Below are 17221 nucleotides of genomic sequence, written 5' to 3'. Positions count from 1 at the left end.
ATGGTGTTAAATTGGGTTAAATTTATCGTTGTTTTTCTAGTTTCTTTAACTTCGGTCATCACCATCATCGTTTTATACAGTGCAGACAAACCCGTTTCCAACGCAAAAGAAAAGGCAATTGAGGCCGTTATTCAATCAGGACAGCTTGTCTCCGTTAACACAGCACAGCCTTACAATGGTAAAGTGTCATCTGTGACTGTATTCGGATTGGATGAAAAGGGAGTAGCAAAAGCTGTTTTTGTCGATGAAAATCAAAAAAGTGATTTTAAAGAAGTGAAGCTCAAAAATGGAATTAAAGCAGATGAAGCAGTTACTATTGTTAAACAGGAGATAGCTGTTCATGACTTACTTCATGTAACGCTTGGAATGGAAGAAGACGGACCCGTTTGGGAAGTCGCGTTCAATAATGAAAAGGGTAAGTTGAATTACGTCTATGTTCTTTTTGAAGGTGGACAGTGGTGGAAACGAATTTTGAATCTATAAGGGGAGCGATTCAGTTGACAAGACAATTAGCATCCAGAGTGAACACACTCTCACCATCGACAACGCTAGCGATTACAGCGAAAGCGAAGGAAATGAAGGCTTCAGGTATAGACGTTATCGGACTTGGTGCAGGTGAGCCGGACTATAATACACCTGACAATATTATCGAGGCGGCCTATACATCCATGAAAGAAGGCAAGACGAAGTATACGCCATCAGGTGGATTGCCTACACTGAAGGACGCAGTGATTGCAAAGCTGGAAAATGACCAAGGATTACATTATTTACGCAACGAGATCATGATTGGAATTGGGGCAAAACACGTCCTGTATACATTATTTCAAGTAATGATTAATCCCGGTGATGAAGTAATTATTCCTTCTCCCTACTGGGTGAGTTATCCTGAACAAGTGAAACTGGCGGGAGGCGTTCCTGTACATATTGAAGGAAAGCCTGAAGCACATTTTAAAGTGACTGCCGAGCAGATACATGATGCAGTAACAGAGAAAACTAAGGCAATTATCATTAACTCCCCCGGTAATCCGACTGGTATGATTTATTCGGAAGATGAATTGAATCAGATTGCCAACGTTTGTAAAGAGAAAGATCTGTGGATTATTTCGGATGAAATATACGAGAAGCTTATATATGGTGATGAAAAGCACGTTTCTATTGCGCAACTTTCAGAGGATGCGAAAAAACGTACACTCATTATCAATGGTGTCTCTAAATCCCATTCGATGACCGGATGGCGTATCGGCTATATTGCAGGTGATGCAACAGTGGTTGGCGCAATGACCAACCTTGCAAGTCATTCCACATCAAATCCAACAACTACATCTCAATATGCCGCAATTGAGGCATATAATGGGCCGCAAGACGCTGTTGAGACAATGCGAAAAGATTTCGAATCACGTTTGGACCGCGTATATCCACAGTTGGCTGCAATACCTGGATTTAAGGTCATTAAACCTCAAGGTGCATTCTACTTGCTTCCCGAAGTGACAGAAGCAATGGAGAAAACAGGTTTTGCAAATGTCGACGATTTCGCCGAAGCACTATTAACAAAAGCAAACGTTGCAGTCATTCCAGGCTCCGGATTCGGCTCACCAAACACTATAAGATTGTCGTACGCGACATCTATTGAATTAATCGAAGAAGCAATCCGCCGCATCCACTCCTTCGTAAAAGAAAAATGGCGTATATAGCAAGACAATAAAAAAACGAACCTATATAAGTTGAACAAATGATTCTATATAATCTCCGCGGGAGGCATCCCCAAACGCCGTGCGGTGTTAAAAGGATTCTTTATGTCAGCATATCTAGTAAAAAGATGAAATCAAAATTTGGAGGATACTATGAAAACAATTATGATACATGAAATGCCAGATCATTCAGGCGAAACTGTCCGAATTGGAGCTTGGCTTTCCAATAAACGATCAAGTGGTAAAATTGCATTCTTGCAACTCCGTGATGGTTCAGGATTTGTTCAAGCGGTTGTTGTAAAAGAGGTAGTAGGTGAAGAAATTTTTGCGAAAGCAAAATCAATTACACAGGAAAGCTCTCTTTACATTACAGCTGAAGTTACCGTTGATGAGCGTTCAACTTTCGGATATGAGCTACAAGTAAAAGAAATTGAAATCATTCACGAAGCAGTCGATTATCCAATTACACCAAAAGAACACGGAACCGAATTCTTGATGGATCACCGTCATTTATGGCTTCGTTCACGTAAACAACACGCGGTCATGAAAATTCGGGATGAAATCATTCGCGCGACTTATGAATTTTTCCATATGAATGGTTTTGTCAAAGTAGACCCTCCAATTCTAACCGGGTCTTCACCTGAAGGAACATCAGAACTGTTTCAAACGAAGTATTTTGAAGAAGATGCTTATCTTTCACAATCCGGCCAACTTTATATGGAAGCAGCCGCAATGGCGCTTGGAAAAGTATTTTCATTCGGTCCGACATTCCGTGCAGAAAAATCAAAAACACGTCGTCATCTTATTGAGTTTTGGATGATTGAACCAGAAATGTCATTTGTAGAACATGCTGAAAGTTTGGAAGTTCAAGAACAGTATGTAACACATGTCGTACAATCTGTTTTGCAAAATTGTAAATTGGAACTTGAAAGACTTGATCGAGATGTGTCGAAACTCGAAAAAATTCAAGCACCATTCCCACGTATCACGTATGATGAGGCCATTAAATTCTTAAATGACAATGGATTCGATGATATAAAATGGGGCGAAGATTTTGGTTCTCCACACGAAACTGCTATTGCAGAAAGTTATGACATGCCAGTATTCATTACGCATTATCCAATAGGCATTAAGCCGTTCTATATGCAACCACATCCAGACCGTGACGATGTCGTCCTATGTGCAGATTTGATAGCACCAGAAGGATACGGAGAAATCATTGGTGGCTCTGAACGTGTCCATGATTACGAATTAATGAAACAACGCATTAAAGAACATGGACTGGACGAAGCTGCATATGAATGGTATTTAGACTTAAGTAAATATGGGGCTGTTCCGCATTCTGGATTTGGTTTAGGTCTTGAACGTACAGTGGCTTGGATTTCTGGAGTAGAACATGTGCGCGAAACTATTCCATTCCCTCGTTTGTTGAACAGATTATATCCTTAATAATAGAAAGGAGTTCGGACATGCAACACGAAGATCGGCTCCGAATTTGGATTGAGCAGGGAAACGTAAACATTTCCCAGCTCTTTTTTATCAATTATAAACGTCTTGGCATTGAAGATGTAGATGCCATGCTAATTATGCATATGAGCGCATTTAATTCGTCTGGTAATGCTTTTCCTACACCCGCTGAATTTTCAAGTCGTATGAATCTAAATGTAAACGAGGTATCAGAAGTGTTGCAGCGACTCATGCAACATGGTTTTCTTAAAATAGTTCAGAGTGAAGACACTAGCGGTATACTCCATGAAAAATTCTCTTTACAACCGCTATGGAATAGAATAACGGATATAATTACTGTGGCTGAAATTAAGGAAGAGGAAGATGGGAAAAAAATTTCCGAAGGTGAACTATTCAAATTGTTTGAACAAGAATTCGGACGTTTTTTATCGCCTATGGAATGTGAATCTATTTCGATGTGGCTTGATGATGATGAACATTCTGTGGAAGTCATCCGGGCGGCATTAAAAGAAGCGGTCATTGCCCAAAAACTGAGCCTTCGGTATATAGATCGCATCCTTTTCGAATGGAAAAAGAAAAATGTTAAGACATTGAAAGACGTAGAGCGTCAAACAAAGTCGTTTAGAACGATTGGTGGACGCGCTGTACAAAAGCAAACAAAATCCAATGCTGTAAAGCGCGTACCCTTTTATAACTGGTTGGAGGAACGGGAATAGGTGATAAATGATGATGACAAAAAAGCAATGGGAATTCTGTCTTGACCAATTTGCAGAAATGTTTCCGGATGCGCATTGCGAACTAGTTCATGCAAATCCTTTTGAATTACTTATCGCAACACTCCTTTCCGCCCAGTGCACAGATGTCCTAGTTAACCGCGTGACTTCGGTCCTGTTTAAAAAATACAAAACACCCGAAGATTATTTATCAGTTGATTGTGAAGAATTACAAAACGATATTAGATCGATTGGACTATTTCGCAATAAAGCAAAAAACATTCAGGCGCTTAGCCGTCTACTCATCGAAGTTTATAGCGGTGAAGTTCCACCGAATCGTGATCTGTTAATGACATTACCAGGCGTTGGAAGAAAAACGGCGAATGTTGTCGTTTCAAATGCTTTTGGAATTCCCGCACTTGCTGTCGATACCCATGTAGAACGAGTGGCGAAACGACTCGCTATGAACCGATGGAAGGACTCTCCATTAGCGGTGGAGGAAAAAATCATGCGATGGACGCCGATGAATAAATGGACGGATACGCATCATCAAATTATTTTCTTTGGTAGATATCATTGTAAAGCGCAAAATCCAGGATGCGCAGTTTGTCCTCTGCTACCGATATGTAGAGAAGGAAAGAAAAGGATGAAAACCAATGCCAACTGAGGAAAACTCTTTAGAGAATCGCCCATTAACGCCTTATTTTGACCAATGGGAATCAATACGTGAAAAGATTGAACGCTTATATGATGAAAAAGATTATCAAGCCGTTGAACTAATGAAGGTATCAATCGAAAAATACGGCGAATTACTTGAACTTGGTGGAACAGGGTTGGATGAGCGCACAGGAAAATTAGTCTATAAACTTATTCCTTTAAATGGTGTAGAACGGTTTGAATTTGTGAAATCGAAAGTGGATAGCCATTATGCATATATCCAACTCGATGCACTGTTTACAGAGACCAAGAAAAAAGCAGCAAGACTAGCGGTTATGAAAAAGTAAGAAAAGCTCAAGGCGCCATCTGGCGCCTTGAGCTGGACAGTAAAAGAAGAAGGCCTACGCTAGTTTGCGTTGGTCTTCTTCTTTTTTTGTTAATTTTATTCGATTTAAGGGTTTCCGTCTCCGTCGTTTTCATTTTCACCAGGAACGGTTCCTGGAATGGTCCCCGGGACGGTTCCATCACCATCGGAAGAACCGTCGCCTGAATTATTACCATTACCACCGTTATTAGCGTTATTACCGTTATTAGCGTTATTACCGTTATTACCGTTATTACCATTATTACCATTATTACCGTTATTACCGTTATTCCCGTTGTTACCATTATTGCCATTGTTCCCGCTGTTACCGTTATTCCCGTTGTTTTGGTCGTCTTCCTCGTTCTCCCCATCCTGATTCTCATCATTAAAACCGGGGTCTTCTTCTATGACTTCCTCAATCTGAACTGTAACTGAAGCAGGATCACTTACTAGGTCATCAAATTTTGCAATGACAGCAAATGTATAGGACCTGCCTGGTTCTGCACCTGAGAATGTGACAGATGTCTCTTTTGTTGTTGTCATTTCTTGCATTTCACTTCCATCGGCACTTACTTGCACTGTGAATTCAACATCACCGTCGATGGAATCGGAATCTGGAGCATTATGCGACCAATTTAATACAACTGAATTTGTTTCGGCAACATAATTTGCGGTAAGACCATTTGGTGTATCAAGTTCAAGTGTTTCTTCTTCTATTACTTCTGCCATTTTTGTAGGCACACTTCCACGAACGAATAATTCAGTTCGTATCATAGAAGCTGGAGTAGAAGAACTTGCAAGAAGGAGCGGATCGGACAAATACACGATTGACTCTTCTTTAACAGATGCCGGCTTTTTGAACCGAGCGGTCTCTTTTCCTGCCGAAATAGTTGACATGACTTGCTTGAATAACTGTTGTGGAACAAGTCGTTCACCTGGATACACAGTCATCGCAGAACGATCTTGATACCCACCCCAGACGGCGATTGTATAGTTTTTAGTATAACCAGTAAACCACACGTCTTTCGCTCCTTCTTTATCGACGAAGTCTGTTGTACCTGTTTTCCCTGCGACATCTAGGCCGCTAACAGCAGCCGTTTTACCTGTTCCTAGAGTAAGAACGTCTCGTAACATATCCGTTATCATATATGCTGTTGAATCTTTCATGACGACGGTCGGGTCGGGTGCTAAACTCCGCTCCGTTTTACCATCGCGGAAAATAATTTTCTTAATGGAATGCGGTTTTGTATAGATACCATCATTTCCGAATGAGGCATATGCACCTGCCATTTCTACGGTTGAAAATTCATCACTACCGCCCAATGCATTCGATGGATATTCATTTTTAAAGTTTAAGCCAAGTTTTTTAGCAAAACCAACAGCTTTTCCCCGTCCGACCTTTTCATATGTCTTCACCGCCGGGACGTTTCTTGAGTTATAAAGTGCTTCACGCATCGTCATGGGCCCGTCATAATCCAAATCTATGTTTCTAACGGGTTTTGCTGGATTGTATCCCTCGTAATTATATTTCTCGTCGTATACTGTTTTACCCGTAGACCAATTCAAATATTCAATTGCTGGTCCGTAATCGATTATTGGTTTAATTGCCGATCCCGGTTGTCGTTTTTCATCAGTTGCGAAGTTCAAGTTGCCAGTTACATAATTACGGCCCCCACCGACGGCAACAATCGCTCCTGTCTTTGTATCCAGTACAGTTAGTGCGGCTTGCATTTTATCATTCAAATAGATATCTGACTTAAGTGCATTCTCAACAGACAATTGCGCTTCAGGATCAAGTGTCGTCTGAATTTTGACGCCTTCTGCCAAGAGACTTAACATGTCTGCTTCATCTAATTCATCAAGGACGACATCGACAAATGCCTGGTATTTTGTATTTTCGCTAACCTGTCTGTTCTCTTCAGGAACAAGCGTAGAAGTAACTGGAATTGCCTTAGCTGCTTCCATTTCCTCATCTGTAATTTTTTTGTGCTGTTTCATAAGTCCTAGAACAATATTCCGCCGTTTTTCAGCTCGTTTCGGATTTTTGAAAGGGTTATAGCCATTCGGACTTTGTGGAAGACCGGCAAGCATTGCCACTTCATGTAATTCTAACTCATCTGGGTTTTTTCCGTAAAAATAGGTGGATGCAGTTCCAAATCCGAATCTATTTCCAGACATAAGAATTTTGTTGAAATACATTTCAAAGATTTCTTCTTTTTCATACTCTTTTTCAAGTTGGAAGGCAAGCCAAGCTTCTTGCGCTTTACGTTTCAATGTCTTTTCATCTTTTAGGAAAGAGTTTTTAATGACTTGTTGTGTTATAGTACTTGCGCCTTGAGAACCAAAGCCATTTCTAAAGTTTGCTAGGACTGCCCCACCGAGTCTGTATAAATCTATACCGTGATGTGAGTAAAAACGAACGTCCTCTGTTGCAAGAATGGCCTCTTCCAATGCTTTTGGTATTTCGTCATAAGGGATATATTCACGCTTTTCAATGCCGGATTTATAAAATGATTTACCATTTACATCGAGAAATTCTGATGAAAGTGGATCTTTCAAAAGATCTTCATCAAGTTCAGGTGCAGAGCTCGCATAGAAAGCGAACAATCCAGCACCACCCAATAAACCAGCAAAACCGATAAGGACGATTGCAAGAAATACTTTTTTAATTATGGATTTCTTGTTTTTTGGTTTCTTGCTGTTCTTTTTTTGTTTCTCCGTTTCCTGACTTTTTCTTCTAGCTGTTCTTGAATTTATCGTTTCACTCATGCTTTATTCCTGCCTTTCGTTGTTTACATCAGCTATCTCATAAAAGTTTGACACTATTTTTAAATAATCAAGTCTCGGCATGAAACCTGGTTTAATCTCGATTGATGTTGTTTCAAATTCCGAAAGTGTAATCGATTTTCTGCCACCTTTAGTCATTCTATCCCAATAGTCTTTAAAAATATCATATGGACTAAGGAAATAGCGGTCTAGCGAAATGAACTTGATGATTAAAAAAGCTATTCCTCCCTGGGCGGAAACACTCTTCATGTGCTCAACTTGATGTGCATGGATATTTTGCAAAGGGAATGATGTCGTACTTTTTGTTTCTTTTGCTTCAAAGTCGATATATTTACCATTCCATACCCCATTGAAGTCAGTTGTAGACGGTGTTCGAAAATAAGCTTCCGTAATCTTTGCGGCACTTCTAGATGGATAGTTTACATTGACAACTTGGATAGGTACAGGTTTTTTATGGATAACAGCGATACTGCGACTTAAATAGAACTCATTAGACTCATTTAACTCATCTTCTAATGACTTACCTCTATTACTAAATGAGGGATTTATTTTTTTCGAGTGTTTTACTTCTTGAACGGGTTCATATTTCTTACCATTCGGATATCGGATTTTCATACCTATCACCTCGCATCACACTATCATATCATAAGCATTGGACGGATATGGACAAGGAAAGTTCCGTAAATAAAATTATTATATGAAAAGGAAGAATATACGTTCTGACAGAAGTGGTGAATCGCCATCATTTCTGATAAAATAGAAGAAACGTCCGGAAAGGGTGTAATGTGTAATGAATTTAAAAGAGAAAACGGAAAGACTTCTGGCTGTATGCAAAGAATGCCTCAATCGCCACACTCAAATGAGGGAACTCGATAGAGAACCTGACTTTTTCATAGAAGTTAAACCGTATGCAGATCAATACCATGAACTATTGGATGAATGGACTGCGGAAGTATCCGAATTTATAAAAGTGGCTAAGCCCAAATATGTCCATCCTATACAAATTGAATCTCTCAATGATTCAATGAAACAATTTATTATCCAATCATTTTATAAGAAGACGGGGAAGAAGCGTTTCATTCTTTCCATTAATTCTGCGGAATATACATTTAAAACTATTTTAGATGCATTGGCTATCGAAAAGGATAAAGAAAGATGATTAAGGATAGGTATGCCATTCATGAAGTTATCAAAATGCTACGTACAGATCCTGCTTTTGCAGATAATATTGCCCATTATAGGGTTATTGATGGGAAAGGCGCAGTATATGCAACGTTCCCGGAAAAACTGCACCCGTCTATTATTAAAGCGCTCGAAGTAAAAGGAATTCAGAAATTATATACTCACCAAAGGGAAGCCTTTGAACTTGCAACAGCCAATAAGTCATTTACCGCTGTTACACCAACCGCTTCCGGAAAATCATTGTGCTACCATCTTCCTGTTTTACAAAGCATACTTGGAAATAATGCAGCACGTGCTCTCTACCTTTTTCCAACTAAGGCGCTTGCCCAGGACCAACTTGCGGATCTTCATGAATTGATTGAAGCAAGTGGGGAATCGATTCTTAGTTATACTTTCGACGGAGATACAGCACCTGGAATCCGTACCAAAGTACGGAAATCGGGCCATATTGTCCTTACAAATCCCGATATGCTTCATTCCGGAATTTTGCCGCATCATACGAAATGGGTTTCGCTATTTGAAAATTTGAAGTACATCGTGGTTGATGAGCTGCATACGTATAAAGGTGTTTTTGGTAGTCATGTTGCACATGTACTACGCAGATTGAAACGGATTTGCAACTATTATGGAAGCGACCCTATTTTCATCTGCACGTCTGCTACGATTGCCAATCCAAAAGAATTGGCGGAGTCGTTAACAAATACGCAGATGCATCTTATTTCAACAAACGGAGCACCAGCGGGGAAGAAGCATTTTATTTTCTATAATCCACCTGTCGTTCATCCGACATTTGGAATTCGAAGAAGTACGATACTTGAAGTGAAAGATGTAGCGGCCTTATTATATCGCGAAGGCGTACAAACTATCGTTTTTGCAAAGAGTCGTGTGAAGGTGGAAATGCTAGTTTCATATATGAAAGAACTAACGAAGAAAAAACTGTCCGACGCGACGATTATGGGATATCGAGGTGGGTACTTACCGTCGGAGAGGCGTAAAATTGAAAAAGGGTTGCGTGACGGGGCTATTCGTACGGTTGTCAGTACGAATGCACTTGAGCTTGGTATTGATATCGGGCAACTACAAGCCTGTATCATGACAGGTTACCCGGGAAATATCGCAAGTGCATTTCAACAAGCGGGACGTGCCGGAAGAAGGCAGGAGGAAGCACTGATTATTTACGTTGCCCAATCTGTCGCTCTGGATCAATACATTATTGCTCATCCTGACTACCTACTAGGCCAGTCACCTGAAGAAGCACGGATTCATCCAGACAATATGTTCATCCTCATGGATCATTTGAAATGCGCTTCATTTGAATTACCATTTTCATTGTCCGAAACTTATGGTGAGTTCGAGGTACAAGAACTGCTTGCGTTTTTGGAGAGCGAAGGCGTGCTCGTTCAAACAACCGAAAAATGGCACTGGATGACAGACCGATTCCCGGCAAGTGAAGTGAGTCTCCGTTCCGCCGCGCAGGAAAATGTGGTGATCATCGATAAGACACGACCTAAAGACACGACTGTCATCGGTGAGATGGACCGTTTTAGTGCCATGACATTACTGCATAAAGAAGCGATTTATATGCACCAAGGTACGCAGTTTCAAGTGGAACAGCTAGACTGGGATGAAAAGAAAGCGTACGTCTCTGAAGTGGATGTCGATTATTTTACCGATGCGAATCTCGCTGTGGAGTTAAAGGTGATGAATGAAGATAGTGTAGGACAATATGGAGAAAACGAAGCGGCATATGGAGATATTGCAGTTCTTGCGATTCCTACGATTTTTAAAAAAATCCGATTTGATACACATGACAATATTGGATCAGGTCCGATATCTTTACCAGCGGAAGAGTTGCATACATCATCGACTTGGTATGTGTTTAACGTGCCAAGTGGATGGACGAATGCAGGCCTAACAGAAGCCATGGTGGGTGCTGCATATGCAATACAATCGTTCATCCCTCTTTTTGTCCGCTGCGATTGTACGGATATCCACGTTATCCCCCAGGTGAAATCCGTTCATACAGGTAAGCCCACGTTTTTCATCTATGATAGTTATCCAGGGGGCATCGGTTTGAGTGAAAAAATTTTCAAACGGTGGGATACACTTTTCATGGAGGCATCCGATCATGTTCATTCATGTTCCTGCGAATCGGGTTGTCCGGTATGCATCGGGGCTCAGGATGGTGGCGTGAACATGAAACAGGATGTTCGGTCCTTGCTGCGTAAACTATCAGGAGGGGAAGACAGTGTCATATGAACAAAAGCTAATGCAAATGAAAAAATTATTGAAAAAAACGGATGCTAAATCGACTCCCAAACAGAAGACGTCTATTGCTCCACCTCCAGCTTACGAAAAACAATGGCTGGCTGCGGGTCTTACAAAAGAAGAAAATAAGTACGGCATTGTCTACAAACGGATTGTAGATTATGACGTACACCATCTACATGGAGAAATCATTTTATCAGGATTGAAGAAAACGATTGATGATTGGAAAGAGGCGGCGGAGACACATCCTTTGTCACCGGATTTTTCCCAGACCCTTCTTTTTTTTGATACAGAAACGACGGGACTAAAAGGCGCGGGCACCGTTATTTTTCTCATGGGCTTTATCGAACAGACGGGGGATTCTTTCAAATTGACACAGTATGTGCTTCCTGGTCCTGATCACGAGGCGGCTTTCCTCTTTGCGTCGGGATTATGGGAGAAGCCGGCGACCTTGGTGACCTATAATGGGAAAAGTTTTGACGTGCCCCAACTTGAATCACGTTGGACGATGCATCGTGCACAACTTCCACCACTCTTAAAGCATGCTCAAATTGATTTGCTACACAGTGCAAGGCGTATTTGGAAAGAGGAACTGGAAACATTTAAATTACCAGTGATTGAAGAAGAAAAACTAGGCTTTTTCCGTGATGGTGATATACCGGGTTTTATGGCGCCGATTATCTATCAGGATGCTGTTAAGTCGGGAAACCCGGAACTGTTGATGAAAATACTGGACCATAATGAGTGGGATATCCTTTCGCTTGTTGCACTTTATATAAAGTCAACCGATATTCTATTGAAAATGGATGTGAAAGAATCAGCCATTATTCAAACGAATATCGGTAAATGGTATGCTGATTTGAAGTCGTACGATCGCAGCAAAATTGTCTTTGAAAATACAATCGCACAATTCGGGACGAATCATCCAGCTGCCCATTTCCATCTAGCTTTCATTTTAAAGAGAAACCGATATGATAATGAGGCTGTCACGTCATTTAAGATTGCATCGGAAGGACTGATAGGTCGTGAAAGGATTATTGCGCTAGAGGAATTAGCCAAGCTTTATGAGCATAAACTGAAAGACTTCAAACTGGCATTAACGTATACAAAAGCTGCGAAACGTTTTTTGAAGTATGATTTCGATTTGTCAGAGCGGTTCCGGTTACGAATGGGAAATCATTTCGCAATGAGGGAAATAAGGCTTCAAAAAAAACTATTTCCCGGGCAAGCGCATAAAGTGACATAAGACAATCCATAGTCCGATTAATTAAGACAAGCGCAGACAAGATGTGGTATAATTATGGTATGTAAACACAGACGGAAGGGCGTTTTTTCATGGATACTAAATTGGAAACGAAAACAATTCTTGAAAAGGAATTCAAGACAGGACTTCGTGGTTATAATCAGGAGGAAGTCGATCTTTTTCTAGATGATGTAATTCAAGACTATGAAACCTTTAAAAAGACAATCACAGATTTACGAAATGAAAATGAACGTATGAAGGCAGAGTTAGCATCAGAACGAAAACGACCTGCGGCAAGTAGTGCAGGTACAACAAATTTCGATTTGTTAAAACGTATTTCGAATCTTGAAAAGCATGTGTTCGGAAGTAAACTTTTCGATCAAGAATAATACGGCTAAAAACATTTGACTTGTAAGTGGGATACAATTGCTGTATACTAAGAAAACCATAGCGTTAATTTAGGTAATCGCTGCAAAACTTGTTTTTGCAGAGGAAAGTCCATGCTCACACGGATCTGAGATGACCGTAGTGTTCGTGCTCGGCGAAAAAATAAGCCGGGGATATGTGCACCGCACATAGACGGCGGGAATAAATCCTAAGTCTTCGGATATGGATGAGGTTCCCTGAACAGTGCCACAGTGACGTAGCTGATGCGGAAACGAATCAGATGGAACGCGGTAAACCCCACGAGTGAGAAACCCAAACTATGGTAGGGGCACTCTTCTGAAGGAATTGAACTGAAGAGGGGACGGGCTAATCGCCTGTAGATAGATGATTACCACCCAATGTACGAGGCGTTAGCCGTTTGAGTACGCGGGAACAAAACATGGCTTATCGAATTACCTATGGTTTTATGATTACAACAAATGCTCTCCTCTATATTGTGGAGGGCTTTTCTTTTGTACATATACGTGAGCGAACTAAATATGGAAATTGAAAACGTATTTTTAATAATAATGAAGACAAAATAAAGAACTATAAAGGTTGAAGAAATGAATGTCTGCATAAACTGAGCGAAGGCTCCTTAAAAGAGGTTGCCTCTAGCGGTTTCGAATAGAAACTTTCGTTTAACCTATATAATATGATGACATAATCAGGATACCTGCAACAAAGGATTGGAGATGGAAGTGCATGGGTGATTTTAAATTAGTAGCCACTTCAGCAATGGGGCTTGAATCGATTGTTAATGATGAAGTGAAAGCACTTGGATTTGAAACAACATCGGAAAATGGCAAGATCTATTTCCGAGGAGATGAATCGGCGATTGTAAAAGCGAATATGTGGCTACGTGTAGCAGACAGAGTACGTATCATTGCAGGAGAGTTTCAAGCAACAACATTTGATGAGTTGTTCGAACAGACAAAAGCAATTCCCTGGGAACGCTATTTATCTGTCGATGCTGCTTTTCCTGTCGCTGGAAAATCGGTAAAATCGATACTATATAGCGTCCCGGATTGTCAGGCTATCGTTAAAAAAGCAATTGTTGAGCGGTTGAAAATTGCATACAATCGAGTCGGGTTTCTTGATGAGACAGGCCCATTGTATAAATTGGAAGTATCCATCTTAAAAGACAAAGTAACACTTACAATCGATTCCAGTGGGACAGGACTACACAAACGCGGCTATCGGGTTGGACAAGGTGATGCACCACTAAAAGAGACCCTAGCTGCAGCACTCGTTAAATTGACGCGCTGGAACCCTGATCGCCCTTTTGTGGATCCATTTTGCGGATCAGGTACAATTGCAATTGAAGCGGCAATGATTGGACAAAATATCGCACCCGGCTACAATCGGGAATTCTTAAGTGAACAATGGCCATGGATTGACAGGGCTATTTGGGAACAAGTACGTGAAGAAGCAGAAGATTTAGCGAAATACGATTTGCCACTTGACATTACAGGTTCGGATTATGACCCGCAAATGATAAAAGTAGCTAAAGAAAATGCCGCGGGTGCCGGTTTTCTAGACTTGATCAATTGGCGGACGCAAGATGTCAGGGATTTGACGCTTAATGGGTTGAATGGTGTTGTGGTGGGTAATCCGCCATACGGTGAACGTCTTGGAGAAATCGAAGAAGCAGAAGAAATTACACGCGAACTGGGTAGAGTGATGAAACAGCATCCTTCTTGGTCCGTCTATATGCTTTCTTCTCTTGAAAACTTCGAAAAGTTATATGGTAAAAAAACAACAAAGAAGAGAAAGCTATTCAACGGGTTTATCCGGACAGATTTATATCAATTCTGGGGCCAACGTAAATAAAGTGCGTATTGGAGTTTGAACAGCGTACATTTGCATACAATGTAAATAGTGTGGCTATCAAACGTTACAATCTGCTATTCAAAAAAATGCGGAAGAGGGCAGCCTCTTCCTTTTGCATGTTATTTTGGAAGGGGTACATGATGAATAATAAGATGCCATTCCCTTTATCTAAGGAAAAATCGTTCTATGAATCTTTGAACGATTGGATTGGGGATACGTTATACGATGATTTAACTGAAAAAGGCTTCGAGTGCCGCGACGAACAGATTTACATGGCATTCCAAATTGAAAAAGCCTTGAAAGAAAAGAAAGTTCTTTTTGCGGAAGCGGGAGTCGGGACAGGAAAAACAATTGCTTATCTTCTTCCAGCCATCGCCTATGCAAGATACACGGGCAAACCCGCACTTATTTCATGTGCTGATGAGACACTTATCGACCAGCTTGTAAAAGAAGACGGAGATATTCGCAAGATTAGTGAAGCGCTTGGATTGGATATAGATGTGAGATTGGCTAAAGCAAGAGATCAGTATCTTTGTTTAAAAAGACTAGACGAAGCTGGAGATACGATTAATGAGGATTATATAGACGACATTGAAGACAGTATACCTGAATTTGTTAAAGGTAATGCCTCATTACAATCGATTTATCCTTTTGGTGAACGTTCGGATTATCCTGATTTAAGCGACGAGCAATGGAAAACTGTTAACTTTCATCCAATCCAGCAATGTGCTGCATGCGATATTCGAAATCGCTGTGGGCAAACGATTCACCGTAACCACTATCGAGAGTCCTTGGAAATTATTATTTGTTCGCATGACTTCTATATGGAGCATATTTGGACTAAAGAATCTCGTAAACGACAAGGACAAATGGCGCTTTTGCCTGAAGTATCCATGATTGTGTTCGATGAAGGGCATCTTCTTGAATATTCCGCTCAACGCGCATTGACCTATGAAGTGCAAAATAGTACGTTAGTGAATCTGCTCGAACGTGTTTTAGTTGACGGTGTACGGGAAAAGACCCTACAACTTATCGAACGGCTTATCGAAACGCATGATGCTTTTTTCATGATGTTGAATGTATATGCGGATTTCACGGAAAATGATCGGAAAGCAATTGAAAAAGCGCCCGAACTCATTTCTTTAGGAAAAGAAGCAATTGAAATTTCGACCAATCTTCTTGAAGAATTTGTGTTTGAAGGAGAGTTATTCGTTATTCCGGAATACGACTTGAAAATTGTCGAGGAATATATGGATCAATATATTTATTCAATGTCGCTTTTCACTTCGGAAAATGATGCAGTGGATTGGCTTGAAGACCGACAAGGTGAAACGACTTTAGTCATTATGCCAAGGTTAGTCACAGATATTTTAAGGGAGAATCTGTTCTCATCGGACACACCGATTGTCTTTTCTTCAGCTACTTTATCGGTCGGGGAAAGCTTTGAATACCTAGCAGGCGGGCTTGGTATTCAGGATTATTTATCATTTTCTGTTGATTCGCCATTTGACTATGACGAAGTGATGGAAGTGTTTGCAACGAATGTTGAAACAGATGAAAAAGCCGCGCGCACGCTTGAACTACTAGAAGAGCCTGAGCAAACACTTCTCCTCTTTAAATCAGAACATGCCATGAATGTCTTTAAGGAACAAGTTCCATCCGCATGGAAAAACCGCATTTCTTTTGAAGGAGATCGAGAACTGTCTTCGCTAGTTCGCAATTTTCAGCAAAAACGCATTGAGGTACTATGTTCCTATCATTTATGGGAAGGACTCGATATACCGCAAGATGCGTTAACACGTGTCATCATTTACGATTTACCATTTCCTCCATCGGATCCATTGTTTGATGCAAGACGAAACCATGCAATTGATGCATTCCGTGAGGTTGACTTGCCCTTCATGCTTCTTAGGCTACGTCAAGGTGCCGGCCGACTGATTAGAACGTCTGCCGATACGGGGACAGTACATCTTTTGTTAGATGATGAAGAACAAAAAATGCATAAAGAAATCAAGGGCATTTTTCCTGTTGCCATTAAAATGAATGTGTAATTATACAAAAAGCGCTCCGACAGGGGGCGCTTTTTGTTTTTCATTCAACTTCATCTATGGTGAGCAATACTGTGATCATTCCAGCGCTACTAACACGCACTGGTAATTTAAATGCTTTTTTAAAGCCAAATAGTTTTGTTTGACCTGTCATTACTGTCGGGGGAGAAATATCCAAGAGTAGCCCTTCTTTCTCCATCACTGTGCATAGATTACCTGCAACCATATTGCCCAGTTCCCCTGTAAAAGACTCAATCATTTCACCTTCGACTGCCATACCGAACATCGCTTGGCCTACTGTATTAATTACTTCTGTAGAAGTATCGATGATTAGTCTTCCTTTAATACCCCCTACGATGCCTATCAGAACACTTATCTCTTTTTGTTCATAAGGCTGTACGGTAAGGGTTGGGGCAAGTACTTCCAACTTCACGGGAATGACAGTTGTCAGTGATGCAATGGTACCATTTAAAATCATTTGTACATTTTTAGATATGCTCATTTTGGTTACAACCTTTCACGTGCATATGGTAGGTCGATTATAC

Annotated in this window: 15 protein-coding genes and 1 other RNA gene; 13 read left to right on the top strand and 3 right to left on the bottom strand. The window is 40.7% G+C overall.

The window, feature by feature from the left end:
* The 6 genes from FILTAD_RS10050 to FILTAD_RS10025 all read left to right on the top strand — a co-directional run bounded on the left by FILTAD_RS10050 (position 1) and on the right by FILTAD_RS10025 (position 4872).
* A complete protein-coding gene (locus tag FILTAD_RS10050; RefSeq protein ID WP_124070642.1) occupies positions 1-483 on the top strand; it encodes a cell wall elongation regulator TseB-like domain-containing protein in 483 nt (160 codons plus the stop codon).
* Between the two features lie 14 nt (positions 484-497).
* The gene (locus FILTAD_RS10045) at positions 498-1691 is read left to right on the top strand and encodes a pyridoxal phosphate-dependent aminotransferase (protein WP_238988221.1); all 1194 of its coding nucleotides are present in this window, start codon (positions 498-500) and stop codon (positions 1689-1691) included.
* 150 nt (positions 1692-1841) lie between these two features.
* On the top strand, positions 1842-3137 hold the full coding sequence (gene asnS / locus FILTAD_RS10040; protein WP_124070640.1) for an asparagine--tRNA ligase: 1296 nt from the start codon (positions 1842-1844) through the stop codon (positions 3135-3137).
* Positions 3138-3157: 20 nt separating this feature from the next.
* Positions 3158-3871: a DnaD domain-containing protein gene (locus FILTAD_RS10035; RefSeq protein WP_124070638.1), complete on the top strand. Its 714-nt coding sequence runs from the start codon at positions 3158-3160 to the stop codon at positions 3869-3871.
* A 10-nt stretch (positions 3872-3881) separates the two neighbouring features.
* Positions 3882-4535 (top strand): endonuclease III, encoded by a 654-nt coding sequence (nth, locus tag FILTAD_RS10030; RefSeq protein ID WP_124071175.1) that lies wholly within the window; start codon positions 3882-3884, stop codon positions 4533-4535.
* On the top strand, positions 4525-4872 hold the full coding sequence (locus FILTAD_RS10025) for a YpoC family protein (protein WP_124070636.1): 348 nt from the start codon (positions 4525-4527) through the stop codon (positions 4870-4872). Before nth ends, FILTAD_RS10025 begins: the two co-directional genes overlap by 11 nt.
* Positions 4873-4976: 104 nt before the next feature.
* Here the strand turns inward: FILTAD_RS10025 and FILTAD_RS10020 are convergent, their stop codons facing one another.
* Together FILTAD_RS10020 and recU are read right to left on the bottom strand one after the other, a co-directional pair.
* Entirely contained in the window at positions 4977-7658 is a 2682-nt protein-coding gene (locus tag FILTAD_RS10020) for a PBP1A family penicillin-binding protein (protein WP_124070634.1), read from the bottom strand.
* A gap of 3 nt (positions 7659-7661) precedes the next feature.
* A complete protein-coding gene (recU, locus tag FILTAD_RS10015; RefSeq protein WP_124070632.1) occupies positions 7662-8291 on the bottom strand; it encodes a Holliday junction resolvase RecU in 630 nt (209 codons plus the stop codon).
* Between the two features lie 175 nt (positions 8292-8466).
* Here recU and FILTAD_RS10010 point away from each other — a divergent pair, with 175 nt between their 5' ends.
* The 7 genes from FILTAD_RS10010 to FILTAD_RS09980 all read left to right on the top strand — a co-directional run bounded on the left by FILTAD_RS10010 (position 8467) and on the right by FILTAD_RS09980 (position 16679).
* Positions 8467-8835, top strand: coding sequence for a YppE family protein (locus FILTAD_RS10010; RefSeq protein ID WP_124070631.1), 369 nt, complete (start codon positions 8467-8469; stop codon positions 8833-8835).
* On the top strand, positions 8832-11117 hold the full coding sequence (locus tag FILTAD_RS10005; RefSeq protein WP_124070629.1) for a DEAD/DEAH box helicase: 2286 nt from the start codon (positions 8832-8834) through the stop codon (positions 11115-11117). Before FILTAD_RS10010 ends, FILTAD_RS10005 begins: the two co-directional genes overlap by 4 nt.
* On the top strand, positions 11107-12372 hold the full coding sequence (locus tag FILTAD_RS10000; protein ID WP_124070627.1) for a ribonuclease H-like domain-containing protein: 1266 nt from the start codon (positions 11107-11109) through the stop codon (positions 12370-12372). The genes FILTAD_RS10005 and FILTAD_RS10000 overlap by 11 nt, the downstream gene beginning before the upstream one ends.
* 89 nt (positions 12373-12461) lie before the next feature.
* The gene (gene gpsB / locus FILTAD_RS09995) at positions 12462-12758 is read left to right on the top strand and encodes a cell division regulator GpsB (protein WP_124070625.1); all 297 of its coding nucleotides are present in this window, start codon (positions 12462-12464) and stop codon (positions 12756-12758) included.
* A 65-nt stretch (positions 12759-12823) separates the two neighbouring features.
* Positions 12824-13208: RNase P RNA component class B (rnpB, locus tag FILTAD_RS09990), an RNA gene on the top strand.
* Positions 13209-13500: 292 nt separating this feature from the next.
* On the top strand, positions 13501-14628 hold the full coding sequence (locus tag FILTAD_RS09985) for a THUMP domain-containing class I SAM-dependent RNA methyltransferase (protein WP_124070623.1): 1128 nt from the start codon (positions 13501-13503) through the stop codon (positions 14626-14628).
* Between the two features lie 140 nt (positions 14629-14768).
* Positions 14769-16679 carry an ATP-dependent DNA helicase gene (locus FILTAD_RS09980; RefSeq protein ID WP_124070621.1) on the top strand — a complete coding sequence of 637 codons (1911 nt, stop codon included), beginning with the start codon at positions 14769-14771 and terminating at the stop codon, positions 16677-16679.
* Between the two features lie 40 nt (positions 16680-16719).
* On the opposite strand, the gene FILTAD_RS09975 is transcribed toward FILTAD_RS09980, so the two are convergent.
* Positions 16720-17178 carry a chemotaxis protein CheX gene (locus FILTAD_RS09975; RefSeq protein ID WP_124070620.1) on the bottom strand — a complete coding sequence of 153 codons (459 nt, stop codon included), beginning with the start codon at positions 17176-17178 and terminating at the stop codon, positions 16720-16722.
* Positions 17179-17221: the final 43 nt, after the last annotated feature.

It is taken from the genome of Filibacter tadaridae (genome assembly GCF_900609045.1).
GTDB classification, from domain to species: Bacteria; Bacillota; Bacilli; order Bacillales_A; family Planococcaceae; genus Sporosarcina; species Sporosarcina tadaridae.
Note: the sequence above shows the minus strand (reverse complement) of the source record. Positions and strands in the feature narration are given on the sequence as shown.

Bases quoted from the DNA above. Each gene is read 5' to 3' on its own strand.
- FILTAD_RS10050 (WP_124070642.1), top strand. From the start codon at position 1: ATGGTGTTAAATTGGGTTAAATTTATCGTTGTTTTTCTAGTTTCTTTA.
- asnS (WP_124070640.1), top strand. From the start codon at position 1,842: ATGAAAACAATTATGATACATGAAATGCCAGATCATTCAGGCGAAACT.
- FILTAD_RS10035 (WP_124070638.1), top strand. From the start codon at position 3,158: ATGCAACACGAAGATCGGCTCCGAATTTGGATTGAGCAGGGAAACGTA.
- nth (WP_124071175.1), top strand. From the start codon at position 3,882: ATGATGACAAAAAAGCAATGGGAATTCTGTCTTGACCAATTTGCAGAA.
- FILTAD_RS10025 (WP_124070636.1), top strand. From the start codon at position 4,525: ATGCCAACTGAGGAAAACTCTTTAGAGAATCGCCCATTAACGCCTTAT.
- FILTAD_RS10020 (WP_124070634.1), bottom strand. From the start codon at position 7,658: ATGAGTGAAACGATAAATTCAAGAACAGCTAGAAGAAAAAGTCAGGAA.
- recU (WP_124070632.1), bottom strand. From the start codon at position 8,291: ATGAAAATCCGATATCCGAATGGTAAGAAATATGAACCCGTTCAAGAA.
- FILTAD_RS10010 (WP_124070631.1), top strand. From the start codon at position 8,467: ATGAATTTAAAAGAGAAAACGGAAAGACTTCTGGCTGTATGCAAAGAA.
- FILTAD_RS10005 (WP_124070629.1), top strand. From the start codon at position 8,832: ATGATTAAGGATAGGTATGCCATTCATGAAGTTATCAAAATGCTACGT.
- gpsB (WP_124070625.1), top strand. From the start codon at position 12,462: ATGGATACTAAATTGGAAACGAAAACAATTCTTGAAAAGGAATTCAAG.
- FILTAD_RS09985 (WP_124070623.1), top strand. From the start codon at position 13,501: ATGGGTGATTTTAAATTAGTAGCCACTTCAGCAATGGGGCTTGAATCG.
- FILTAD_RS09980 (WP_124070621.1), top strand. From the start codon at position 14,769: ATGAATAATAAGATGCCATTCCCTTTATCTAAGGAAAAATCGTTCTAT.
- FILTAD_RS09975 (WP_124070620.1), bottom strand. From the start codon at position 17,178: ATGAGCATATCTAAAAATGTACAAATGATTTTAAATGGTACCATTGCA.